The organism is Cupriavidus oxalaticus, from assembly GCF_004768545.1.
GTDB classification, from domain to species: Bacteria; Pseudomonadota; Gammaproteobacteria; order Burkholderiales; family Burkholderiaceae; genus Cupriavidus; species Cupriavidus oxalaticus_A.
The window spans coordinates 94,631-116,282 of record NZ_CP038636.1 but is presented as its reverse complement, the minus strand read 5'-3'; the positions used below and the strand labels follow the sequence as shown (position 1 = coordinate 116,282).

Here is a 21,652-nt window from a genome sequence, read left to right as displayed (position 1 = left end):
ACCTATCTACGAGGAAAACATGGCTGTCATCAACTACCTGACTACCGTCCACATCGACTTCGGCGCCATCCGGATGCTGGGGGCCGAGCTGCAGCGCCTGGGCATCCAGCGACCGCTGATCGTCACCGATCGCGGCATCCGCGCCGCCGGTATCGCCGACAAGGTGCTCGACGCCCTGGGCCCGGATTGCACTCCCACCTTCTTCGAGGACACCCCTCCCAACCCGACGGAAGCCGCCGTGTCCGCCGCGACCGGCCTTTACCTGGGCAACGGCTGCGACGGCATCGTGGCCGTGGGCGGCGGATCGCCCATGGACCTGGGCAAGGCCACCGCGCTGCTGGCGACCCACCCGGCACCGCTGCAGACCTACGCGGCGGTGGAGGGCGGCGCGAGCCGGATCACTAGCCGGGTCGCCCCGCTGGTGGCCATCCCGACAACTGCGGGTACCGGCAGCGAAGTGGGCCGGGGCGCGGTCATCGTCATGGAGTCCGGCCGCAAGCTCGGCCTCCTTAGTCCGTTCCTGCTGCCGAAGCTCGCCATCTGCGACCCGGAACTGACGCTGGGCCTGCCACCGGCCCTGACCGCCGCGACCGGCATGGACGCCATCGCCCACTGCATCGAGACCTTCCTGTCGCCGGCCATCAACCCGCCAGCCGAAGCGATCGCCCTGGACGGCCTGCGCCGCGGCATAGCCAATATCGGCAAGGCCACCGCCGACGGCTGCGACCGCGACGCGCGCTGGAACATGATGATGGCCGCCATGGAAGGCGCGCTGGCCTTCCAGAAGGGGCTGGGCGCGGTGCATGCACTGTCGCACCCGCTGGGCGCGGTGCCCGGCGTCTCGTTGCACCACGGCACGCTGAATGCCGTGCTGCTGCCGGCCGTGCTGCGCTTCAACAAGCCGGCGACCGAAGCCAAGCAGGCCGCACTTGTCCAGGCCATGGGCCTGCCCGCCGGCGGGGACCCGGCTCAGGCCATCAGCGAACTCAACGCCCGTCTCGGCTTGCCGGCTGGTCTCGGCGCCATGGGCGTGCCGCGTGACGTGTTGGAGGACATCGCGGTCGCCGCCACGAAGGACCACTGCCACGCCACCAATCCCCGCACTGCCACGGTCGACGACTACCTGGCGATGCTGCAGGAATCGTATTGAGGAGAAAGACGATGTCATACATCGCAGAACACCACGAGATTATCCGGCAGGCGGTGCGCCGTTTCGCCGAGGAAGAGATCGCACCGGTCGCCCACCGGTTGTGGGAGGAGGAGAGTTTTCCCTACGAGATCTGGCGCCGGGCCGGCGAACTGGGCTATATCGGGCTGCCGTACCCCGAAGCCTGGGGAGGCAGCGGCGGCGACTGGCTTGGCTTCGCCATTGCGCTGGAAGAGATCGCCCGCGTCGATTGCGCCGTGGCGGTAGCCATCATGGCCAACTCCACGGCGGCCAGCCTGCTTAACAACTACGGCACCGACGGCCAGAAGGCGCGCTTCCTGCGGCCGATCCTGGCGGGCACGCAGGTCGGCTGCATCGGCCTGACAGAGCCGAACGCCGGCTCCGATGCCGCCAATATCCAGACCCGCGCCGTGCTGAAGGATGGCTGCTGGGTTATCAATGGCGCCAAGACCTTCATCAGCAACTCGGGTTCCGAGATCACCGGCCCGATCGTCATTGCGGCGGTGACGGGAACCCGGCCCGACGGCCGCAAGGAGATTTCGAACTTCATCGTGCCGAACGGTACGCCCGGCTTCAGCCATGGCAAGAAGCTGCACAAGATCGGCTGGCGCGGATCGACCACATTCGAGCTGTTCTTCGAGGACTGCGCCATTCCTGCCGGGCACCTGCTCGGCGAGGTCGGGGCCGGCCTCCGGCAGACCCTGTCACAGGTGAGCACCGGCCGCATCCTGATCGGAACGCTGGGCCTGGGCATCCTGCAGGGCTCGCTGGAACGTTCTGTCCGCTACATGAGCGAGCGCACAGCGTTCGGCAAGACGCTCGACCAGTTCCAGTCGCTGCAGTTCAAGCTGGCCGACATGGCGACCCACGCGCACGCTGCCCGCCTGATGCTCTACGACGCCGCGGTGGCCAAGGACGAGGGCCGGCCCTACGATCGGCAGGCCTCGATGGCAAAGCTCTTCGCAACCGAGAAGGCCATGGAGGCGGCCCACCAGGCCGTGCAGATCCACGGCGGCAACGGGATCATGACGGAGTACGCGGTATCGCGCGCGTTCGGGGATGCCAAGGTGCTCGAGATCGTTGAGGGGACCTCCGAGATCCAGCGGATGATCATCTCCCGCGACGTAATGCGCTGACGCACGGCTGCAGCCAGTGAGGCAATCCATGGAACACGTCGAACACAGCGCGGATGGGCTGGAGCGCAGCCCGGTCAACTTCGTGCCCCTGACGCCGATCTCCTTCCTGCGCAGGACGGCCGAGGTCTACCCTGAGCGTACAGCCATCGTCTACGGCGAGCGCCGCACGAGCTGGCGGGCAATGCTGGAGCGCAGCCGCCGCCTCGCGTCGGCGCTGGTGGCCGCCGGCGTCAGGACTGGCGATACGGTAGCCGTGATGGCCGCCAACACGCCAGAGATGCTGGAGATGCATTTCGGCGTGCCCATGAGTGGCGCCATGCTGAACACGTTAAACGTGCGCCTGGACGCGGCCGCCATCGCCTTCATGCTCAGGCACGCGGATGCAAAGGTGCTGGTCACCGACACGGAGTACGCTGACGTAGTCGAAGCCGCACTGACGCTGCTCGACGACAAGCCGCTGGTGATTGACATCATCGATCCCGCCGTCGAAGGGGGCCGCAGGCTGGCGGAGATCGAATACGAGGGCTTCCTGGCCGGGGGCGATCCGCACTGGGAGGGCGGCGAGCCTGCCGATGAATGGCAGGCCATCGCCCTCAACTATACCTCCGGCACCACAGGCAACCCAAAGGGCGTGGTCTACCACCATCGCGGCGCCTATCTGGCTGCGCTGTCGAACATGCTCGACTGGGGCATGCCCCGGCACGCCGTTTTCCTGTGGACGCTGCCGCTGTTCCACTGCAATGGCTGGTGCTTCGCCTGGACGCTGGCTGCCAACGCCGGTACCAGCGTCTGCCTGCGGCGGGTGGAGGCTGCCGCCGTGCTCGATGCGATTCGCGCGTGCCAGGTCACGCATTACTGCGGGGCGCCGATCGTGCATGCGATGCTTGCCCACGCACCCGAAGCGTGGAAGGCGGGCATCGACCATCCGGTCCACGGACTCATCGGCGGCGCCCCCCCGCCGATCCCGGTGATCGAAGGCCTGATGCGCATGGGGATCAGGATCACCCAGATCTACGGGCTGACCGAGGTCTACGGCCCCGCGGCGGTTTGCGTGGAGCAGCCCGAATGGGAGGAACTCGGCATCGGTGCGCTGGCGGAACGAAAAGGACGGCAAGGCGTCCGCTACACCGCACAGGAAGGCATGGCCGTGCTGCATCCCGAAACCCTTGTGCCGGTGCCGTGGGACGGGAAGACCATCGGCGAAGTCATGTTCCGCGGCAACATGACGATGAAGGGCTACCTGAAGAACCCCGAGGCCACGGCGGAAGCCTTTGCCGGCGGCTGGTTCCACTCGGGTGACCTCGCAGTCGTCTGCCCGGATGGCTATGTACAGATCCGGGACCGTTCCAAGGACGTCATCATTTCGGGCGGAGAGAATATCAACTCACTGGAGGTTGAAGAGGTGCTCTACCGGCACCCTGCGGTGCGCGTGGCAGCCGTCGTCGCCCAGCCCGACGAGCGTTGGGGGGAGACGCCATGCGCATTTGTCGAAGTCGTCGATGGCGCCAGGGTTGGCGAGCGCGAACTGATCGAACATTGCCGCGCCCATTTGGCACACTTCAAGGCGCCGAAGAAAGTAGTCATCGGCCACCTTCCCAGGACGTCGACCGGCAAGATCCAGAAGTTCCTCCTCAGGCAACGAGCAAGCTCCGGCGCTCCCTGGCCCGGCCACGTACCGGCGTGACGTGCCCCGTGAATGTGTTTCGGTGGCCGGCCGAGCCTGCTCTCCACATTCGGGATATCCGAGAGCGCCCGGTCGTGGCGGAGCAGAAGACTCCTGTCCGGCATCGCATTGGGAGCGAAGACCGGTTGATCGACCGCCTTGGCGACATCTTGCGCGAGATGCGTGACTGGCGCGGTACTACAGCACGGCAGGCACGGTCGGTATATCGTTCAGACTTGCGGCACGCTCCTTGTCGAGGGCTCTGCTCGGCCCGGTACGCGCCATCGGCGAGGAGCAATCGTGCCGTAGTCATTCGGGCAATCCGGCCAGCCGCAGCCCCTCCGCAAACTGGGTCAGGTCTTCTGGGCGACGGATCGGAAGCCAGTCCTTGAGATTGGAGACGCGGAGTGACGGATCGAGCGTGCGCAGGCGCTGCATCGCCTCCTTCGCTTTGTCCATGCGGCCAGCGAGCGCATGACTCGCCGCCAGAATGCCGGCCGGGGCAAGGAAACTCGGTAGATTGCATTTGGCCCTTTCGGCCCAATCCGAAGCGGCGTCGAAGCGTCCCGCGAAGAAATGCGCCAGCGCCATCCCAGCCTGCATCCTGAACATTTCCGGATCCAATGGACTCAAGCGAACGGCACGCGCCAAATACTTAATCGCAGCGTCTGTTTCACCGCGACAAGCGTGCAGGCACCCACACAGGGACCATGCAGGTGCGTGGTTCGGATTAAGCAGCAAAGCTCTGTCGAACAGCGCGATACCGCCGTCGAGGTCGCCGGTCAGATGCCCAAGTGCATGAGCTCCTCTCGTGAGCGCCACAGCATCGTCCCGGCCGAGCTCCACCGCCAGTCGGGCCAGGCGAGTGCCCTCGGCAATCTCCCGGGGCTGATCGGTCATCCAGCCATTCATCTTGCGCCAGATATAACACCAGGCCGCCATGCCATAGGCCGATGCGAAATCCGGATCGAGCTCGGTGGCCTTGTAGAACAAGGGCAGCGCCGCCTCGATTGATTCGCGCGTTCCGCTGTGCACCTGCGCGGTGCCGCGAAGGTAATAGTCGTAGGCGCACAGGTTCTCCGTCGGCTTGCGCTTGGCACGCTCGATCTCCGCCCGCTCGAGCTGCGGCGCGATGGCGCCGACCACGCTTTCCGCAACCTGGTCCTGCAGTTCGAAGATGTCGTCCAGCGTGCCTTCGAAGCGCTCCGCCCAGAGATGTGTCCCGGTCCTGGCATCGATGAGCTGCCCTGTGATGCGCACCTTGTTGCCGGTCTTGCGCATGCTGCCTTCCAGCACGTAGCGCACGCCAAGCTCGCGACCAACGTCCTTCACCTCGACTGCGCGGCCCTTGTAGGTGAAGCTTGAGTCGCTCGCGATGACGAACAGCCAGCGTATGCGCGACAACGCAGCGATGATGTCCTCCACCACGCCGTCGGCGAAATACTCCTGCTCGGGATCGCCGCTCAGGTTCTGGAAGGGCAATACAGTAATGGAAGGTTTACCCGGAAGGAGGAGCGCGGACGGCGGCTCCCTCGATTCTCTGGAGATGTGTTCGCCGATCTCGCCGACGAAGCGGAAACCTTTGCGGGCGACAGTCCTGACCAAGCGCTGTTCCCCGCCGGTGTCGCCAATGGCCTTGCGAACCGCATTGATGTGACTGGTGATCGTCGATTCCGAGACGATTCGGCCGCGCCATACCGCCTGCAGCAGGTCGTCCTTGCTGACGACACGGTCGCGGTTCCTGACGAGATGCAGCAGCAGATCGAAGACCTGCGGCCCGACAGGTACGACTTTCGCGCGATGCGAAAGCTCCCGGCGTTCCGGGTCGATCACGTAGTCTCCAAACACGAACTGCACTTGACATCCCCTGGCCGATTCGCCTCCCAGGTGGGGGCAACTGGCGAATTCCGTCCATGGATGATACTGCAACCCGTGGTGAGAGCATCTCATCCCGATCGGGCAACCCTTGGACGAAGAACCAAGCTCTCCTGCAGAGAAATTCAAGGTGAAGGCAAGGACCTCTCCGGAGCGCGCGGGCAATCTCCACGCACATCGACGGCAACGGCTTGCGGTCGAGAAACGGAGAGAAAAACATGAAGATTGTCGTCATCGGGTGCACCGGCCTCATCGTAACGAAGCTTGTGGAGGACCTTCGCAAGCGTGGCCATGACGTGCTCGCACCCGCCCCTGACACCGGCGTCAACACCATCACCCGCGAGGGTTTGGCCAAAGCGCTCGACGGCGCCGAGGTCGTCGTCGATGTGGCGAATGCGCCAGTATGGGAAGACGAGACGGCCCTCGAGTTTCTCGAGCGATCGGGCCGCAACCTGCTGGCTGCGGGCGCTGCCGCCGGCGTACGCCACCATGTGGCCCTGTCGATCGTTGGTAGCGAACGGCTTCCCGACTGCGGCTATTTCCGGGCGAAGGTCGCGCAGGAGAGCCTCATCAAGGCGTCCGGCATTCCCTACACCATCGTGCGTGCGACTCAGTTCTACGAGTTTGTCGGCGACATTGCCCAGTCGGCTGCCCCGTTGGACACCTTAGGCAAGGAGATTCGCTTGTCGCCGGCGCTGATCCAACCGATCGCCTCAGCGGACGTGGCAGCGGCGCTCGCCGAGGTTGCAGTCGCGCCGCCAGTCAACGGCACGGTCGAAGTCGCCGGTCCGGAGGCGATGCCGCTGGACGAACTGGTCAGGCGCTTCCTGCGGGCGACGCAGGATACGCGCAAGGTCGTTCCGGACGTCCACGCGCGCTACTTTGGTGGCCTCCTCTCCGATCGGACGCTCACACCCGGGGAGAACCCCCGCATCGGCGCGATCCGGTTCGAGGACTGGCTCGGTCGCTACCAGGCTAAGTCCTGCTTCGCCATGCAGTCCCCTCTTCTGGCGACTGCCGGTGCGGACAACTCGGAGGCGCTTGCATCGAGCTTCGCGACGAGCTATCCCGGAGTCGTCGCCTTCATCACCGTCGTGGCCGAAGGCGGCTTTTCCAAGGCCGCTGACCGGCTCGGGATCACTCGTTCCGCGGTCAGCCGCTGCATCCAGAAGCTGGAGGCGCAGGTCGGCTTGCGTCTGCTGAGTCGGACGACGCGCAGCATTTCGCTCACGCGCGAAGGCGAGATCCTTCATGCCCGCTGCCAGCCCAGCGTCGCTCTCATCACGGAGGCGATGGAGGACCTGCGCGATCTGCGCGACGGTCCGCCGCGAGGACGCCTGCGGGTCTCCGCTTCCGTGGGTTTCGGCCGCAAGGTGGTTGCGCCGCTGCTGTGGGCCTTCCAGGAAAAGTACCCCGACATCGAGATCGAGCTGCACCTGGGCTGCGTCGCGAGCGACTTCACGTCGGACCGCATCGACGTCTCGTTTCTCAACGGACGCCTGGCCGACTCCCGGATCGTCGCGAAACGGATCGTCCCGATGCAGACTTTGGTGTGCGCCTCGCCCGCGTATGCGGTAAGGCGCGGTATGCCCGAGTCGCCGGACGCGTTGATGCTGCACGACTGCATCAACGTCCGTCTGCCGTCGGGCCGCGTCTACGAATGGGAGTTCAAGGTGGAGGGGGGATTGCGAAAGCTGACGCCGCCATCGCGCATCATGTTCAACGATGACGGGCTCGTACTGGAGGCCGTCCTCCAAGGCAAAGGCATCGCTCAGTTGGGCGGGTACCTGATCTGCGATCTGCTGCGCGAGGGGAAACTGCTTCACTCCATGCCACAGTACGCACCCGATGACCAGGGCCACTACATCTGCTACCTGAGCCGTCAGCACCTGCCGTCGCGTATCCGCGTGTTCGTCGACCACATGACGGCAGCGATCCGGGCGCTGGACCTTCAATGCGCGGGTGCTTTCTCACTACCGCCTGAGGATTGACAGGTCGCCTTGGCACCATTGGTGCCCCTGCGGGATCAATAGCCTTGGCAAGACGACTGACAACGCGCGCGAAGAGCTTCAATGAGCGGCTGCGCCAGGAGTGGACGACGCCAGGGCCAAGATCTCTGCCTGGCGGACCCACCACAACGAGAGTCGACCCCACTCTGCGCCGGACTGGGCCACCCCCACCGGATTCGCCCGCCGATGCGAGGGCGAGGCAATCACAGGTCACCGCGCGGTGGGCTTCGCGAGCCGGGCGACGACCTCGTCGGTCGTCCACAGCGCGTTGGCGATGTAGCGGAAATTGATCAGTGCGCTGAGATTGCCGTCGCCCTCAGGCAGCTTCGGGGCGGCGACCGCATCACGCACGATGGCCACCTCGAAGCCCTGCTCCGCAAACTCACGCAAGTGGGACTCCACGCACAGGTTGGCCAGCATCCCGGCGAGGACGATCTTGGTGACCCCCTGCTTGCGAAGCTGGAACGCGAGATCGTTGGTCTGCGGGCTGTAGAGCTTGTGGGGCGAAGCGACGATCGTCTTGCCGTCCTCGATGTAGCGCTTGAACTCGGGCATGAAGTCCGCGCCCGAGCCGCGGAACCCATCCAGGCTCAGTGCGCTGGGCCTGTCGAAGATCTTGATCTTGTGCTGGAAGAGCTCGGCGGGGGCCTGGAACTTCCATTGGTGGTCGTGCGGGTAGTAGTAGTGAGGCGAGATCGCGACGACGATGCCCGCCCTCTTCGAGGACTCGAACAGGCGCAGCAGGTTCGGCACGAGCCGTTGCTCGGTGACGGCTTCACCCACAGCGGACCAGGCGGCGCCCTTCGGGCTCATGAAGTCGATCTGGGGATCGATCACAACCAGGGCGGTGCGTTCCAGATCGAGTGTCATCGTGGGAACGGGCATGGCGCGCTCGGTCGGGTCGGTGTACTGCGCCGGTTGTACCGGATGTGGATGTGCCGTGGCGGTTGCGATGCTTGCAACGGCCATCGCAAGCGCGGCCGTCAACCGAAGCGTGGCGCGAGCAACGCATCGGTGGTCACGGTTCTTGAAAGGCTCCGACGACTGCTGTTGGTAGTTACTGCGTTGGGTCATGTTGGTTCCTCGGACTGGGGTGGACAACGAACACGCCGCGAGGGTCTCGATCCGATGCATCGATGCTGACGTGATGCGTTGAAATCTAGAAGCAAATGCCCGCCTGCACTAGGGGCTGGGTATGGACAAATCTGTTGATCGCGAAGTACCAATCGCGCTCAGCCAGAGTCCGTCAAGAATGAGCCGGCGCATTTGAAGATCCTGTCGCGCGGATGGCTAAGCTCGGTGAACGACCCAGCGGCACGCGCCGGATGCGTTGCCGCGACATTGGTGAAGATCCGGCAACATCGAATTGCCCGTGATGCATATCGCATGGCGAGGAGACCATGGCTAGACTGATCGCGTCTCCACTCAGATCTATACCCATGAAAATTGATCCCGCGCCAACACGGCCTGGCTTCGCTCGAGTCACGCGCCGTCAGTTGTTGGTCCTTGGGGCAGGCACTGCAGCAGCAGCGGCTTTGCCATTCGCAGCGTCCGCTGCTCCTACTGCGCCGAACGGCGCTGAAACTCCGGAAGGAAATCCACCCATGAGCTATGTCACCACCAAAGACGGGGTCCAGATCTTCTACAAGGATTTGGGTCCCCCCAATGGCACCCCGATCGTCTTCTCGCACGGATGGCCTCTGAGCTCCGACGATTGGGACGCGCAGATGATGTTCTTCCTCTCCAAGGGCTATCGCGTCGTCGCGCACGATCGGCGCGGGCATGGCCGCTCGGCGCAAGTCTGGAACGGCCACGACATGGATCACTACGCCGACGACCTCGCCGCGGTCGTGAACCATCTCGACCTCAAGGGCGCGATCCACATCGGCCACTCCACCGGCGGCGGCGAGGTCGTGCGCTATCTGGCTCGCCACGGCGAGAAGCGGGCCGCGAAGGCCTGCCTCATTAACGCCGTGCCGCCGCTGATGGTCAAGACCGCGTCGAATCCCGGCGGCCTGCCGAAGGACGTGTTTGACGGCCTGCAAGTGCAGACGGCCACGAACCGGGCGCAGTTCTACCGCGATATTCCCGCCGGGCCGTTCTACGGCTTCAACCGGCCGGGCGTGAAGCCGCAGGAAGGCATCATCCAGAACTGGTGGCGACAAGGGATGATGGGCAGCGCCAAGGCGCACTACGACGGCGTCGTCGCGTTCTCCCAGACCGACTTCACCGACGACCTGAAGAAGATCGGACTGCCGGTGCTGGTGATGCACGGCGACGACGACCAGATCGTCCCCTACGCCGATTCCGCGCCGCTGTCGGTCAAGCTGCTGAAGAACGGCAAGTTGAAGACCTACAAGGGCTTCCCGCACGGCATGCCAACAACGCACGCGGACCTCATCAACGCGGACCTGCTGGCTTTTATCAAGGCCTGATTGCGTCGAATCAGTCGGCACCGTCGATGGCCGGTCCACCTTTAAGTGGGGGCCATCGACGCGACTCCCACTCTGCACGTCCAGTCCTCCCTCCAGAAGTGGCTCCGCTGAATCCCTCTTTTTGCCCAAATTGCCATGACCAAACTGACTCATGCCAACGGCGCCCCCGTTGTCGACAACTTCAACATCGAGACCGCCGGTGCGCGCGGCCCCGCGCTGCTGCAGGACATCTGGCTGCTCGAGAAGCTCGCCCACTTCGACCGCGAGGTGATCCCCGAGCGGCGCATGCACGCCAAGGGCTCCGGCGCTTTCGGCCACTTCACGGTGACGCACGACATCACGGCGTACTCGAAGGCCAGGCTCTTTTCCGGCGTCGGCAAGAAGACCGACGTCTTCGTGCGCTTCTCCACGGTGGCCGGCGAGCGAGGCGCGGCGGATGCCGAGCGAGACATCCGCGGCTTCGCGGTGAAGTTCTATACCGAGGAAGGAAATTGGGACCTGGTGGGCAACAACACGCCCGTGTTCTTCCTGCGCGACCCACTGCGATTTCCCGACCTGAACCACGCAGTCAAGCGCGACCCGCGCAGCAACCTGCGCAGCGCCCAGAACAACTGGGACTTCTGGACGCTGCTACCCGAGGCGCTGCACCAGGTGACCATCGTGATGAGCGATCGCGGCCTGCCCGATGGCTATCGCCACATGCACGGTTTCGGCAGCCACACGTTCAGCCTCATCAACGCGGACAACGAGCGGCGCTGGGTCAAGTTTCACCTGCGCAGCCGGCAAGGCATCCGTAACCTCACCGACGCACAGGCCGCCGCGATCGTCGCCAACGACCGCGAGAGCGCGCAGCGCGACCTGCTCGAGGCGATCGACGGCGGCGACTTCCCGCGCTGGACGTTGTGCATCCAGGTGATGAGCGAGCAGCAGGCGCAGGTCTGCCCGTTCAATCCCTTCGACCTCACCAAGGTCTGGCCGCACGGCGACTACCCGCTAATCGAGGTGGGTGTGCTGGAGCTCAACCGGAACCCCGACAACTACTTCGCCGATGTGGAGCAGGCGGCGTTCTCGCCCGCCAACATCGTGCCGGGCATTGGCTTCTCGCCGGACAAGATGCTGCAGGGGCGGCTGTTCAGCTACGGCGATGCGGTCCGCTACCGGCTAGGCGTGAACGCGCACCAGATTCCGGTGAACGCCCCGCGCTGCCCGGTGCACAGCTATCACCGCGACGGCGCGATGCGCGTGGACGGCAACCAGGGCGGGCTGCCCGGCATCGTGCCCAACAGCCGCGGCGAGTGGGCCGACAGCCCGCGGCTGGCGGAGCCGCCACTGCCGCTCTCGGGCGCAGCCGCGCACTGGGACCATCGCGCGGACGAGGACTACTACTCGCAGCCGGGGGCGCTGTTCCGACTGATGTCGCCCGAGCAGAAGCTGCAGCTCTTCGACAACACGGCGCGCGCGCTCGGCGGCGCGAGCGAGGACGTGCAGCAACGGCATATCCGCAATTGCACGATGGCCGATCGCGCCTATGGCGCAGGGGTTGCCGAGGCGCTGAAGAACCGCTAGTCAGGGACCGGAACCTCCAACACCCCTTCAAACTGGAACTGAGCCTCCTACCGCGCGAGCGGCTTCGTCCGATCGGCCGCTACGGCCGACCTGACACTGACAGTTGACCTCACGTCAGCCATGGTCGACGACTGTCGCGGAAGAAGGCCGCCCGGCGCAGAGTTCATCTCTCGCCGTCGCGAGAGGTCCTAACGAGAAAATCGTGAATGTAGTCGGAAATAAGTTCGGGGTGTTGGTGCTGTGGTGCGTGCCCCGCTTCGGAGAAGAAGATGAATTGTGCTTGTCGCATCTTCCCGATCAAAGGAAACCAGTTCTGCCCAGCGGTGCTCGTATCGTGGTCTCCTGCGATTACCAGGATCGGCACATTCACCTGCCCCATGCGATCGCGCCGGTGCTCCTCATCCTTGCGGAAGCCCTCTGCCGCCGTAAAGTACGGCGCCAACTCGTCGGGCCTGGAGGGTATCCTGGAGGTAACGTCAGCCCTTGCGTAGATGCGTTCGTGAGATGCCTTGGCCTGCGCACGGCTTGCCTGGGAGGCGGGCTCGAAAAACAAAACCTCCTCATCCGCCAGATCGTTCACAGGCTTGAATGCACGATCGAGAAACACCTGCTGCAGTGGGATATCGTTATGTCCGGGTGGGTTGGTTCCGATGAGGATCGCCTGAGTAACGCGTTGCGCGTGGTCCAGAAGATAGGTCTGAGCCACAAGTCCTCCCCACGACCAGCCGAGGATGACGAAACGATCGGCCTCGATTGCGTTGGCGAACTCATCGATGAACTTCGACGCCGATGCCATGGAGTCGGGCAGTTTGCCAGTCGAGTAACCGATGCCGGGATAATCGACGGTGACGACGGTGTACCGCGACGCTAGTCCGTCAAGAAACAACGGATCCCATGTATCGAGCGTCCCGCGTAAGCGGTTGGCGAGAATGATCGTCGGTCCCTGCCCTATCTTGCGGTAGGCAATGCTGTCGCCCTCGACCGTCACGTAGGAGGTCGGGGCGGTCCCCGCGGAGACCGCGGCATCGGCGGCAGCCGCGTGGCCCGCAGTGGGGAGAACACCGAAGGCCGGCATGCGTTGGGCGAACAAACGCTTCATGACTGCATCTCCTGGAAAGTTGGTGGCTATCTCACCACCGGATCATTGGGAGTGGCTTGAGCGGGTGCAGGACGGCGTGCCGGCATGTCAGTCGAAGAAGACAGCGGTGGAAACCGGCGTTGGGAAACAGCGCGAATACGTCGGCCAGAAATCCTTTCGGAATCGACGCGGTGATGACTCCGCCGGTCACGTCTACCCAGTCGGCCTGCCGGAACATATCGACCAAGTCGCCTTCGGTGCCGGCGCCGAGTTGCACCCTATGCTGTTCAAGAATGCCGTCGAGCAGCGGCAGTTGGGCAGATAGCCCCGGCTGTCCTTCTTCTGGCTGGCTCATCACAAGGGCAACAGAGATTCAGGGGGTGACCGTCTGTCGGTGGGCGCGGCGGATACGCATCGCCTGGACCGTCGCGCCAGTCAGATAGACGAGGAAGCCGATGCCAACCATCGCCTTCAGTGTCGGATCTTCCGGACCGCTGAAGGCCGGATTGCCGAGCGGGATGCGCGTGCCGGTCTCCGTCAATCCTGGGATCAGATGGAAGAACAGCGTAAGCGAGTAGCCCAGTACGGCCAGGTAGCGTGCTACGCCCGCTTCCCTATGTCGCTCGCAGGCACTGGCAATGGCGAGCACTGCCAACGTCAGGATTGACAGTGCATGGGGCGGCCCGAATCCGCCATGGCGGAAAATAAAGAGCCCGGTGAATGCCGTCGCTGCCGTCAGCCATATATAGAGCCGGCCGGATCGCGTCCTCATCTCGATCTCGCCGTGCTTAAACAACGCCACCAGACCACACGCCACTGCCACCAGGGCAATCGAGGTGTGGAGTATTCCGAGCGGACTGAGGTTGAGCATGATGGCACTCCGGGATTCGCCTGCTTAGACGCCGTGGAGGATCCGTATCGGCAGCACGTCTGCGCGAGCGGGGGGAATAATCAGGAGCGAACGAAAGCCAACAGGTCGGCGTTAATCGTCTCGGCATGCGTGGTAGGCATGCCATGTGGGAATCCCTTGTATGTCTTCAGGATGCCATTGCGCAACAGCTTTGCCGAAAGGGGTGCGGAGTCGGCATAGGGCACAATCTGGTCGTCGTCGCCATGCATTACCAGCGTCGGCACAGTGATCTTCTTCAGGTCCTCCGTGAAATCGGTCTGTGAAAAGGCGACGATGCCGTCGTAGTGCGCCTTGGCGCCACCCTGCATGCCCTGGCGCCACCAGTTTCCAATCACCCCTTCGTCCGGCTTGATGCCCGGCCGGTTGAAGCCATAGAAGGGACCAGCAGGGATATCGCGGTAGAACTGTGCCCGGTTGTTTGCAACCTGCGCCTGGAAGCCGTCGAAGACTTCCTTTGGCAATCCGCCCGGATTGGCTTGCGTCTTCACCATCAATGGCGGCACAGCGGCGATCAGGACTGCCTTCGCCACGCGGCTATCGCCGTGTCGCGCTAGATAGCGCACGACTTCACCGCCGCCGGTGGAGTGGCCAATGTGGATGGCGTTTTTCAGGTCCAGATGGGCAGTCAGCATTGCCAGGTCGTCGGCATAGTGATTCATGTCGTGGCCGCTGGCGATCTGCGTGGACCGGCCGTGGCCACGCCGGTCATGCGCAATTACACGGAATCCATGGTTCAGGAAAAACATCATCTGCGCGTCCCAGTCGTCCGCGCTCAGCGGCCATCCGTGGGAAAAGACGATGGGCTGGCCACTGCCCCAGTCCTTGTAAAAGATGTCGACACCATCCTTCGTCCTGACTGTTTGCATGGCATTCCCTCCTTGTTGTTTGCCCCTGCTCGCCGGGGCGGTCGCGTTGGTGGCGGCGTCCGCCGCGCGAGACATCGTGAACAATGCCGCCACTGACGCGACGGCCTTCAGGACGCCACGGCGCGTCGCTGTCATCACCGACCCATTTTCGTCGTTCATTTTGCGCTTCCCCTTGCGTCCGGTCAGTACGGTCCCCTATCGAGGGTGCTGCTCATCCAGCCATTCCCTTGTCGAGATGACACGAGCATAGGCAAACCTGAGCGCGGCCATGAACGCCGCGTGGGCCTGCGCGGCGGGCACCTCGACGCCTTCGAACTCCAGATCGCGCGACGCGCATGCGTCATGGACGACGGTGCATTGGTAGCCGAAGTCATTCGACGCACGTGTCGCGGCATCCACGCACATATGACTCATGGCGCCGCAGATGACGACTTCATTGACGCCGCGTTCGTCCAGGATTTGCTTTAGATGCGTATCCCGATAGGAATTGATGTGATGCTTGAGGACGATCGCCTCGCCTTCCTTTGGACTGGCCTTGGCATGGATCTCGGCGCCAGCCGAGCCTGGCGTAAAGAACGGCGCATCGGAAGTGGGAAATTCATGGCGGATATGGATCACCGTTTCGCCGGCTTCGCGCATCGCCGCGATCAGTGCAGCCGCGTTGTCGGCCGCCCGATCCATTTGCGAGAGCGTCCACCGGCCACCCGGGAAGTAGTCGTTCTGAATATCGATGACGATAAGTGCGCGCCTGGACATAGTATTCCTCGCTATGAACGTCTTCTGTCGCTCCGGCGATCGGTGCAAGTGGCACCTGCCCGTAGGTTAGGGAGAAAATCACCGCTCCCCCGCAAGCGGCGATCTCAGGATTGCTTACCGTGGCACGCCGCCCGCGTCACCCAGCGCCGAACACAACTCCGCGGTCGTGACGATGGCGTGGGCGAACGTTGGTCCGTTGATCTCATGCGCGGCATGCATGGCCTCCGCCGAGAACGCTGCCGTGGCATCGCGCACCAGCGTCACGTGATAGCCGAGTTCCGTCGCAAAGCGTCCTGTCGCCTCGATGCAGGTATTGGCCAGCATCCCGACCAGAATGACCTTCTGGATACCATGCTGCTTAAGTTGCAAGTCAAGGTCGGTGTTGGCAAAGCCGCTGCCGCCCCAATGTTCGTGAATCATGATGTCTCCGGGAAGCGGCTCGAAATCCGGATGCCACTGGCCTCCCCAGCTTCCCGCGGCAAAAACCTGCGCACGGCTGGCGCCCAACTGGTACGGGCTGGGATGCCTCCACGTGGAGAAGTCACCAGACCTCGCGCGATGATGTGGCACATAGAACACCTGGATGCCCCTTGCGCGTACGATGGTTACCGTCCTTTTCAGGTTGGCCAGTGTACCGACCTGGTCGGCTACCGGCTTTGCCCGGCCGTTGAGCTTGCCGCCCTCACTGAGGAAATCGTTGTAGGGATCCACAAGCAGCAATCCTGTGGACGCCGCGGGATACGTCCCCGGTTGGCTTGATTCCGTCATGGTCTCCCCTTCGCATCCATTTGCTGCTAATCATTTCTTGAAACCTTGGTCCCCGGCTACGTAAAATCGGCAAATGTCGCCTGGACTTGCATGGCAACCCGCCGTGAAGGGCCGCCCAGGGAGCAATCCATTGACGAAGCTGGTCTGCCCGGAGTTCGACGAATTCGAGGCGGCGCTTTACGGCGTCCAGGGAAGGTATGTCTTGCGGTCCCGGCCGCAGCGAGACTGGCAGCTCAAGGTGATCGACCTCGATGGCGTGGCGATCATGATGGGCCGGGAGGGCGCCTCCACGGCCTATTCGGGTATCGGCATGCCCGACTACTTCAATATCTTCGTGCCGTTGAGTGCACAACAATGCACCATTGTCGATGGCCATGCCTTCGACGAGCGCACGGTCGGCTGGATGGCGCCCGACCAGATGTTCCACATCGTTGCGGAGCGGGCGGCAAGCTGGCTGACGGTGGCGATATCGGCGCCATTGGTCCTGCACTGGGTCCACACGCACGTCGACGAGTTTGACGCCACGCTGCTCTCCAACAATCTGGTCTGCACCGGTCGAAACGGCGTGCCGCAACTGCTGGCAACGATTCGGCGCATCTTGCGCGTCGAGCGCGACGACCCTGACCAATTGCGCCATCCGGCCGCCACGCTCACGGCTCGCGCCGAACTGATCAACCTCGTGTTTCGCGCCGTGCTGACGGTCGACGATGGCGCGACCCATCTCCGGCTCAAGCCACGTCATCGTCAGATCCTGAGCAGGGCGCTGGGCTACCTCAAGTGCGTTGGGGAAACGACGGTCCTTGTGGACGACCTCTGCGCGGCTGCCGATGCATCCGAACGCACGGTTCGCAACGTGTTTCATCGATACCTGGGCATGGGACCGCATCGCTACCTAGCGCTGTACCGCATGCATGCCATTCGCGCAGCCCTCTGCAATGCGAGGCCGGGCGATACGGTATCCGCGATCTGCGGACGATTTGGCGTCTGGGACTTTGGCCGGTTCGCCGCGCTCTATCGCGCCCACTTTGGCGTTCTCCCATCGCAGACGCTTCGACAGCGCCGGCGTGGATGAGGGGGAGAATGTGGATAGGTTGGGGGCACCAGCGGACGGGCGACTGCAATGCGAGATAGCAGGCGCAAACGTCTCCAATACGCCGTGGTATATGGCGAACCTGACATAGAGCGGACCGTGGGCCTGGACAACGGCGATCTCTTTATCATGCTCTGGATTGGCTATGCGGAGCAGCCGTCGACAAGCGATCGCCCGCGTCGGCCGATCAACTGCCAAAGCGACAGTGGAAGCGGATGACTGTTGGACTCGGATAGCCGCCACCGAGTTGTGGAGGAGTCGAACGGCTCAGAAGGGTCGCAAGCCGCCATATGCCAATTCTTCGCGAATGATTGCCATACGGCTCTTCGTGGCGCTCTACAGTCACCATTCTCTGGCGATAAGCCGGTCTTGCGCCCGGAAGCTATCAAGATCCGCTAGCGGAGAGGTGCGCCTTCCACTCTTGGGACTTCATTCGCAAATTGCACAGTGCGAAACATCCTATCGACGCCCTCCATCAGCCCTGCACCACCTCAGCGCCAGCCTCTCCGGCATCCTCTTCCTCCTGGAATCCCAAAGCGATCACTCGGAAGAAATCCACGGCACCCACTGCCTGCTGGTAATGGTCAAATCCCAGCTCGATCAGCTCTCAGCCAAAGTTTGCTTCGCTGACTGATTTGGCAGCTCGAACCGTCGGCACAATCCGCACTGCCGATGGTTCGCTCGATGCTGTTGCAGCCGAGTCCTGAACCCGTCATCCCGTCGCCAGCTTCTCTCCATTCACCGCAATTTCCCTCCTGAACAATTCCGCCATAGTCTCCGCCGCCAACGACAGCGGCGTATCCCGCAGCGTCAGAATCCCCAGCGTGATCGGCGGCAACGGCATCCGCAACGGGACCCGGCTAACCTGCTGCGCATACGGTTCCACGCCGAGCAGCCCGGCCGGACATGAAAGCAGCGCATCGCTGCGCGTCATCAGGTTCCAGCTCACGCCAAAGGTATTGGCCTTGATGATCCGTGCCGGCACGGGAATACCAGCCTCCCGCAACTGGTCGAGCATATAGGTGTGGTGACTGCCTGGCGACAGATGCATCAGCCATTCGCATTCAAGCAGTTGTTCCCACTCGGTCGCGTGTTCCAGCGGATGGCCACGGCGGCAGGCGACCATGATCTCCAGCGTCTGCAGCGGCTCGAAGACGAACTCGCTGCCAATGGCCTGCTGTCCCGGCGCGGCGACGGCAAAGTCGACGGTGCCGTCGCGCAGTGCGGGCAGCACCAGCGGCATCATGCCTTCTTCCAGCGTGAGCTCGGCCAGCGGCATGCGCTTGCGGAAGGCGCGGATTACGTCGGGCAGCAGGCTCAGGAAGACCATCGGCGTGACCGCTACCGATACGTGCGCCTGCTTGCCGCCCTGCAACTGGCGGATGTCCTGCCGTGCCAGTGCAAGCTGCGCCTGCGCCAGCCGCGCCCGCAGGGTGAGCTGGTGGCCGCATTCGGTCAGCGTCACGCCGCGCGAGCTGCGCACGATCAGCGGCGCATCCAGGTCCTGTTCCAGTTCGCGGATGGCCTTGGTAATGGCGGCTTGACTCAGGTGCAGGCCGCGTGCCGCGCCGCGGATGCTGCCGGTCTCCACCAGGCTCAGCCAGGCCTTCAGGTGATGGTCCTTCACGTTGTCTCCCTCGCTTCCCGGTCCATGGGCCGGGATGTCTTGCGCTTGCTGGCGATAATGACGACAACCCTGAGTTGTCATCACAAAGAATTTAGCGTCTTTTGGCTTTCATTCTATCTGCGTAGCCTTGTTGCGAACCCCATGCCAATGCAAAGAAAACAGCGAGGAGACACATGGAGAAGACGCGCACCCCGACAGAACGACCGGTCGTCACCCGTTTCGCCGTGCGGGCAATGGCCGCCCTGGCGATAACAGCCCTATGCACCGCGCCACTGCTGGCGCGGGCCGAGTGGCCGGAGCGGCCACTCAAGATGGTGGTGCCCTATGCGGCCGGTGCGGGCGTGGACGTGGCGCTGCGCCCGATCGCAGAGGCGATGGGCCGCGAACTGGGCAAGCCGGTGGTGATCGACAACCGGCCCAGCGCCGGCGGCATCGTCGGGACCCAACTGGTGGCCACCTCCGCCGCCGACGGCTACACCATCGGCTACGGCAATATGGTCACGCTGGCCGTCAACCGCACCTTCTACACCAGGCTGCCCTACGACCCGGAAAAGGATCTCGCGCCGATTGGTCTGGCAATTGGCAACGCCTATGTGCTGGTGGCGCGCAAGGACCTGCCGGCCAACAACCTTGCCGAGCTGGTCGCGTACGCGAAGCAGCACCCCGGCAAGGTGGTGATGGGGTCGCTGGGCATCGGCTCGGGCGCTCACCTGGCGGGTGAGCTGGTACAGGGCAGCACCGGCATCAGGATGCTGCATGTGCCCTACAAGAGCGGCGCGCAGGCGCTGGGCGACATGGTCAACGGCCAGGTCGATGTGATGTTCGACAACGTCTCGGGCATCCAGCAGTTCATTGCCGGCAAGCAGATCAAGGCGCTGGCCGTGACCAGCCTGCAGCGCGTGCCGGTGCTGCCGCAGGTGCCCACCGTGGACGAGAGCGGCATCAAGGGCTTCGAGGTGGTGGCCTGGGGCGGGCTGGTAGCGCCGGCGGGTACGCCCATGCCCGTCATCCGCAAACTCAACGCTGCGCTCAACAAGGCCCTGGCAGATCCCGCCGTGGTCAAGGCGAATGCCGCGCTGTCGATCGAGGCCATGCCCTCCACGCCCGAGGCGTTTGCCAGCCTGATCCGCAGCGAGGTGCCCCGCTGGGGCGCCACCGTCAGGCGCGCCGGCATCAAGGCCGACTGATCGCGCGCTTGCCGCCGCGCCGGGCAGCCGTGCGCATCACCGATTGCATCGCATCCACAACCACAACGGACCATCCATGAGCAACGAACTGTGGCGCCTGAGCGCCGTCGATCTCGCGCGGCATATCGCCTCCCGGGAAATCTCGTGCCGCGAGGCGGCGGCAAGCTGCCTGGCCCGGCTGGACGACGTCAACCCCCGCCTCAACGCGGTGGTCGAGGTGCTGGCCGACGAGGCCCTGCACACTGCCGCCGAAGCCGATGCCATGCTGGCACGCGGCGAGCCGGTGGGCCCGCTACACGGCGTGCCCGTGACGATCAAGGTGAACGTGGACCAGGCGGGGCGCGCCACTACCAATGGCGTAGCGGCCTACCGCAGCACCGTGGCCACTGCCGACAGCCCAGCGGTCGCCAACCTGCGCAAGGCGGGCGCCATCATCATCGGCCGCAACAATACGCCGGCGTTCTCGATGCGCTGGTTCACCGACAACGCCCCGCACGGCCGCACGCTCAATCCCTACGACGCCACGCGTACACCCGGTGGCTCCAGCGGCGGCGCGGCGGCAGCGGTTGCGGCCGGCATCGGCCCGCTGGCGCACGGCAACGACCAGGGCGGGTCGATCCGCTATCCGGCCTATGCCTGCGGCGTGGCAGGCCTGCGGCCGAGCTTCGGTCGGGTGCCGGCGTTCAATCCGTCCCAGTCGCGGGAGCGCACCATCGGCATGCACATGACCTCGGTGCAGGGGCCGCTCGCGCGCAGCGTGGCGGACCTGCGCCTGGCGCTGGCGGCGATGTCCGCGGCCGATGCCAGGGATCCGTGGTGGACGCCCGCGCCGCTGGATGCTGCCCAGCCGGCCAATGCCTACAAGCCTGGTACAAGAGTGGCCGTATGTACCTCGCTGCCGGGCTACCGCGCCGACCCCGAGGTTGTCGCTGCGGTCGCGCAGGCGGCACGATGGTTGGAACAGGCCGGCTATACGGTCGAGGAAGCCGCACCGCCGCGCTTCACCGAGGCAGCGGAGCTGTGGCTGGCACTCACCATGAACGAGACCAAAGCCAGCGTACGGCAAGCCGTAGAGACCGACGGCGATGACGCAATCCGCCGCGCCTTCGGCAGCATGTACCGGCTGGCCCCGGATCTGGATCTCGTGGGCTATATGGACGCCCTGGCCCTGCGCTCCAACCTGCTGCGCGACTGGCAGCTCTTTCTTGCGCAATATCCGCTGCTGCTGATGCCGGTTTCATGGCAGCGCCCGTTTGCGGTCGACGCGGACCAGCAGGGCGATGCCGCCATGCGCGAGATCCTGGACGCGCAAAGCCCGCTGCTGGCGCCGGCCATGCTCGGCCTGCCGGGCTTGTCGGTGCCGACCGGCATGGCAGGCAGCACGCCGATGGGTGTGCAATTGGTGGCGGGGCGCTTCCAGGAGGCGCTTTGCCTGGCGGCTGGCGAGGCCATCGAACGGTGCGCCGGCTGGTCGGGGCTGGCCGAGATGCGGGCTAACCGGTCCTGACTGAGGGAGCG

General features: G+C 64.2%; 19 protein-coding genes and 1 pseudogene. 11 read left to right on the top strand and 9 right to left on the bottom strand.

The window, feature by feature from the left end; translation table 11 throughout:
* The first annotated feature begins 19 nt into the window (after window positions 1-19).
* Genes E0W60_RS28535 through E0W60_RS28525 form a run of 3 tightly spaced genes read left to right on the top strand, consistent with a single transcriptional unit; the run spans window position 20 to window position 3,988 of the window.
* The gene (locus E0W60_RS28535; protein ID WP_135706403.1) at window positions 20-1,150 is read left to right on the top strand and encodes an iron-containing alcohol dehydrogenase; all 1,131 of its coding nucleotides are present in this window, start codon (window positions 20-22) and stop codon (window positions 1,148-1,150) included.
* 11 nt (window positions 1,151-1,161) lie between these two features.
* The gene (locus E0W60_RS28530) at window positions 1,162-2,304 is read left to right on the top strand and encodes an acyl-CoA dehydrogenase family protein (protein ID WP_135706402.1); all 1,143 of its coding nucleotides are present in this window, start codon (window positions 1,162-1,164) and stop codon (window positions 2,302-2,304) included.
* Window positions 2,305-2,332: 28 nt separating this feature from the next.
* Window positions 2,333-3,988, top strand: a complete 1,656-nt coding sequence (locus tag E0W60_RS28525; RefSeq protein ID WP_135706401.1) for an acyl-CoA synthetase — start codon at window positions 2,333-2,335, stop codon at window positions 3,986-3,988.
* Window positions 3,989-4,276: 288 nt separating this feature from the next.
* On the opposite strand, the gene E0W60_RS28520 is transcribed toward E0W60_RS28525, so the two are convergent.
* Complete coding sequence (locus E0W60_RS28520; protein ID WP_135706400.1) at window positions 4,277-5,824, bottom strand: winged helix-turn-helix domain-containing protein; 1,548 nt, start codon at window positions 5,822-5,824, stop codon at window positions 4,277-4,279.
* A 236-nt stretch (window positions 5,825-6,060) separates the two neighbouring features.
* Between E0W60_RS28520 and E0W60_RS28515 the strand changes: the two are divergent.
* From E0W60_RS28515 to E0W60_RS38390, 3 genes and pseudogenes are all read left to right on the top strand, one after another.
* Window positions 6,061-6,819 (top strand): annotated as a pseudogene (locus E0W60_RS28515) (SDR family oxidoreductase); the annotation flags it as partial.
* A gap of 15 nt (window positions 6,820-6,834) precedes the next feature.
* Window positions 6,835-7,833, top strand: coding sequence for a LysR family transcriptional regulator (locus E0W60_RS28510; RefSeq protein WP_135707067.1), 999 nt, complete (start codon window positions 6,835-6,837; stop codon window positions 7,831-7,833).
* Window positions 7,834-7,933: 100 nt separating this feature from the next.
* Complete coding sequence (locus E0W60_RS38390) at window positions 7,934-8,131, top strand: integrase core domain-containing protein (protein ID WP_135706399.1); 198 nt, start codon at window positions 7,934-7,936, stop codon at window positions 8,129-8,131.
* On the opposite strand, the gene E0W60_RS28500 is transcribed toward E0W60_RS38390, so the two are convergent.
* Window positions 8,062-8,925 (bottom strand): isochorismatase family cysteine hydrolase, encoded by an 864-nt coding sequence (locus E0W60_RS28500; protein ID WP_135706398.1) that lies wholly within the window; start codon window positions 8,923-8,925, stop codon window positions 8,062-8,064. The two genes, E0W60_RS38390 and E0W60_RS28500, sit on opposite strands and share 70 nt — an antisense overlap.
* A 530-nt stretch (window positions 8,926-9,455) precedes the next feature.
* Between E0W60_RS28500 and E0W60_RS28495 the strand changes: the two genes are divergently transcribed.
* Entirely contained in the window at window positions 9,456-10,286 is an 831-nt protein-coding gene (locus tag E0W60_RS28495) for an alpha/beta fold hydrolase (RefSeq protein WP_135706397.1), read from the top strand.
* Between the two features lie 135 nt (window positions 10,287-10,421).
* Window positions 10,422-11,852 (top strand): catalase, encoded by a 1,431-nt coding sequence (locus E0W60_RS28490; protein ID WP_135706396.1) that lies wholly within the window; start codon window positions 10,422-10,424, stop codon window positions 11,850-11,852.
* 163 nt (window positions 11,853-12,015) lie between these two features.
* Here the strand turns inward: E0W60_RS28490 and E0W60_RS28485 are convergent, their stop codons facing one another.
* The 6 genes from E0W60_RS28485 to E0W60_RS28460 form a co-directional block, all read right to left on the bottom strand.
* Window positions 12,016-12,951 carry an alpha/beta fold hydrolase gene (locus tag E0W60_RS28485; RefSeq protein ID WP_135706395.1) on the bottom strand — a complete coding sequence of 312 codons (936 nt, stop codon included), beginning with the start codon at window positions 12,949-12,951 and terminating at the stop codon, window positions 12,016-12,018.
* Between the two features lie 31 nt (window positions 12,952-12,982).
* Window positions 12,983-13,285: a hypothetical protein gene (locus E0W60_RS28480; protein ID WP_135706394.1), complete on the bottom strand. Its 303-nt coding sequence runs from the start codon at window positions 13,283-13,285 to the stop codon at window positions 12,983-12,985.
* 18 nt (window positions 13,286-13,303) lie between these two features.
* Window positions 13,304-13,801 carry a hypothetical protein gene (locus tag E0W60_RS28475; protein ID WP_135706393.1) on the bottom strand — a complete coding sequence of 166 codons (498 nt, stop codon included), beginning with the start codon at window positions 13,799-13,801 and terminating at the stop codon, window positions 13,304-13,306.
* A gap of 80 nt (window positions 13,802-13,881) precedes the next feature.
* Entirely contained in the window at window positions 13,882-14,706 is an 825-nt protein-coding gene (locus E0W60_RS28470) for an alpha/beta fold hydrolase (protein WP_133098105.1), read from the bottom strand.
* Window positions 14,707-14,901: 195 nt separating this feature from the next.
* Entirely contained in the window at window positions 14,902-15,462 is a 561-nt protein-coding gene (locus E0W60_RS28465) for a cysteine hydrolase family protein (protein WP_135706392.1), read from the bottom strand.
* 114 nt (window positions 15,463-15,576) lie between these two features.
* Complete coding sequence (locus E0W60_RS28460; protein WP_135706391.1) at window positions 15,577-16,230, bottom strand: cysteine hydrolase; 654 nt, start codon at window positions 16,228-16,230, stop codon at window positions 15,577-15,579.
* Window positions 16,231-16,360: 130 nt separating this feature from the next.
* On the opposite strand from E0W60_RS28460, the gene E0W60_RS28455 reads away from it, so the two are divergent.
* Window positions 16,361-17,302, top strand: coding sequence for an AraC family transcriptional regulator (locus tag E0W60_RS28455; protein ID WP_133098030.1), 942 nt, complete (start codon window positions 16,361-16,363; stop codon window positions 17,300-17,302).
* A gap of 730 nt (window positions 17,303-18,032) precedes the next feature.
* Here E0W60_RS28455 and E0W60_RS28445 read toward each other — a convergent pair.
* The gene (locus tag E0W60_RS28445) at window positions 18,033-18,947 is read right to left on the bottom strand and encodes a LysR substrate-binding domain-containing protein (protein WP_133098028.1); all 915 of its coding nucleotides are present in this window, start codon (window positions 18,945-18,947) and stop codon (window positions 18,033-18,035) included.
* Between the two features lie 173 nt (window positions 18,948-19,120).
* Between E0W60_RS28445 and E0W60_RS28440 the strand changes: the two genes are divergently transcribed.
* Window positions 19,121-20,134 carry a Bug family tripartite tricarboxylate transporter substrate binding protein gene (locus E0W60_RS28440; protein WP_240746063.1) on the top strand — a complete coding sequence of 338 codons (1,014 nt, stop codon included), beginning with the start codon at window positions 19,121-19,123 and terminating at the stop codon, window positions 20,132-20,134.
* Between the two features lie 76 nt (window positions 20,135-20,210).
* Window positions 20,211-21,641 carry an amidase family protein gene (locus E0W60_RS28435; protein ID WP_135706389.1) on the top strand — a complete coding sequence of 477 codons (1,431 nt, stop codon included), beginning with the start codon at window positions 20,211-20,213 and terminating at the stop codon, window positions 21,639-21,641.
* Window positions 21,642-21,652: the final 11 nt, after the last annotated feature.

Bases quoted from the DNA above. Each gene is read 5' to 3' on its own strand.
- E0W60_RS28465 (WP_135706392.1), bottom strand. From the start codon at position 15,462: ATGTCCAGGCGCGCACTTATCGTCATCGATATTCAGAACGACTACTTC.
- E0W60_RS28440 (WP_240746063.1), top strand. From the start codon at position 19,121: ATGGAGAAGACGCGCACCCCGACAGAACGACCGGTCGTCACCCGTTTC.
- E0W60_RS28500 (WP_135706398.1), bottom strand. From the start codon at position 8,925: ATGACCCAACGCAGTAACTACCAACAGCAGTCGTCGGAGCCTTTCAAG.
- E0W60_RS28460 (WP_135706391.1), bottom strand. From the start codon at position 16,230: ATGACGGAATCAAGCCAACCGGGGACGTATCCCGCGGCGTCCACAGGA.
- E0W60_RS28480 (WP_135706394.1), bottom strand. From the start codon at position 13,285: ATGAGCCAGCCAGAAGAAGGACAGCCGGGGCTATCTGCCCAACTGCCG.
- E0W60_RS28475 (WP_135706393.1), bottom strand. From the start codon at position 13,801: ATGCTCAACCTCAGTCCGCTCGGAATACTCCACACCTCGATTGCCCTG.
- E0W60_RS28530 (WP_135706402.1), top strand. From the start codon at position 1,162: ATGTCATACATCGCAGAACACCACGAGATTATCCGGCAGGCGGTGCGC.
- E0W60_RS28495 (WP_135706397.1), top strand. From the start codon at position 9,456: ATGAGCTATGTCACCACCAAAGACGGGGTCCAGATCTTCTACAAGGAT.
- E0W60_RS28525 (WP_135706401.1), top strand. From the start codon at position 2,333: ATGGAACACGTCGAACACAGCGCGGATGGGCTGGAGCGCAGCCCGGTC.
- E0W60_RS28510 (WP_135707067.1), top strand. From the start codon at position 6,835: ATGCAGTCCCCTCTTCTGGCGACTGCCGGTGCGGACAACTCGGAGGCG.
- E0W60_RS28435 (WP_135706389.1), top strand. From the start codon at position 20,211: ATGAGCAACGAACTGTGGCGCCTGAGCGCCGTCGATCTCGCGCGGCAT.
- E0W60_RS28470 (WP_133098105.1), bottom strand. From the start codon at position 14,706: ATGCAAACAGTCAGGACGAAGGATGGTGTCGACATCTTTTACAAGGAC.
- E0W60_RS28535 (WP_135706403.1), top strand. From the start codon at position 20: ATGGCTGTCATCAACTACCTGACTACCGTCCACATCGACTTCGGCGCC.
- E0W60_RS28485 (WP_135706395.1), bottom strand. From the start codon at position 12,951: ATGAAGCGTTTGTTCGCCCAACGCATGCCGGCCTTCGGTGTTCTCCCC.
- E0W60_RS28490 (WP_135706396.1), top strand. From the start codon at position 10,422: ATGACCAAACTGACTCATGCCAACGGCGCCCCCGTTGTCGACAACTTC.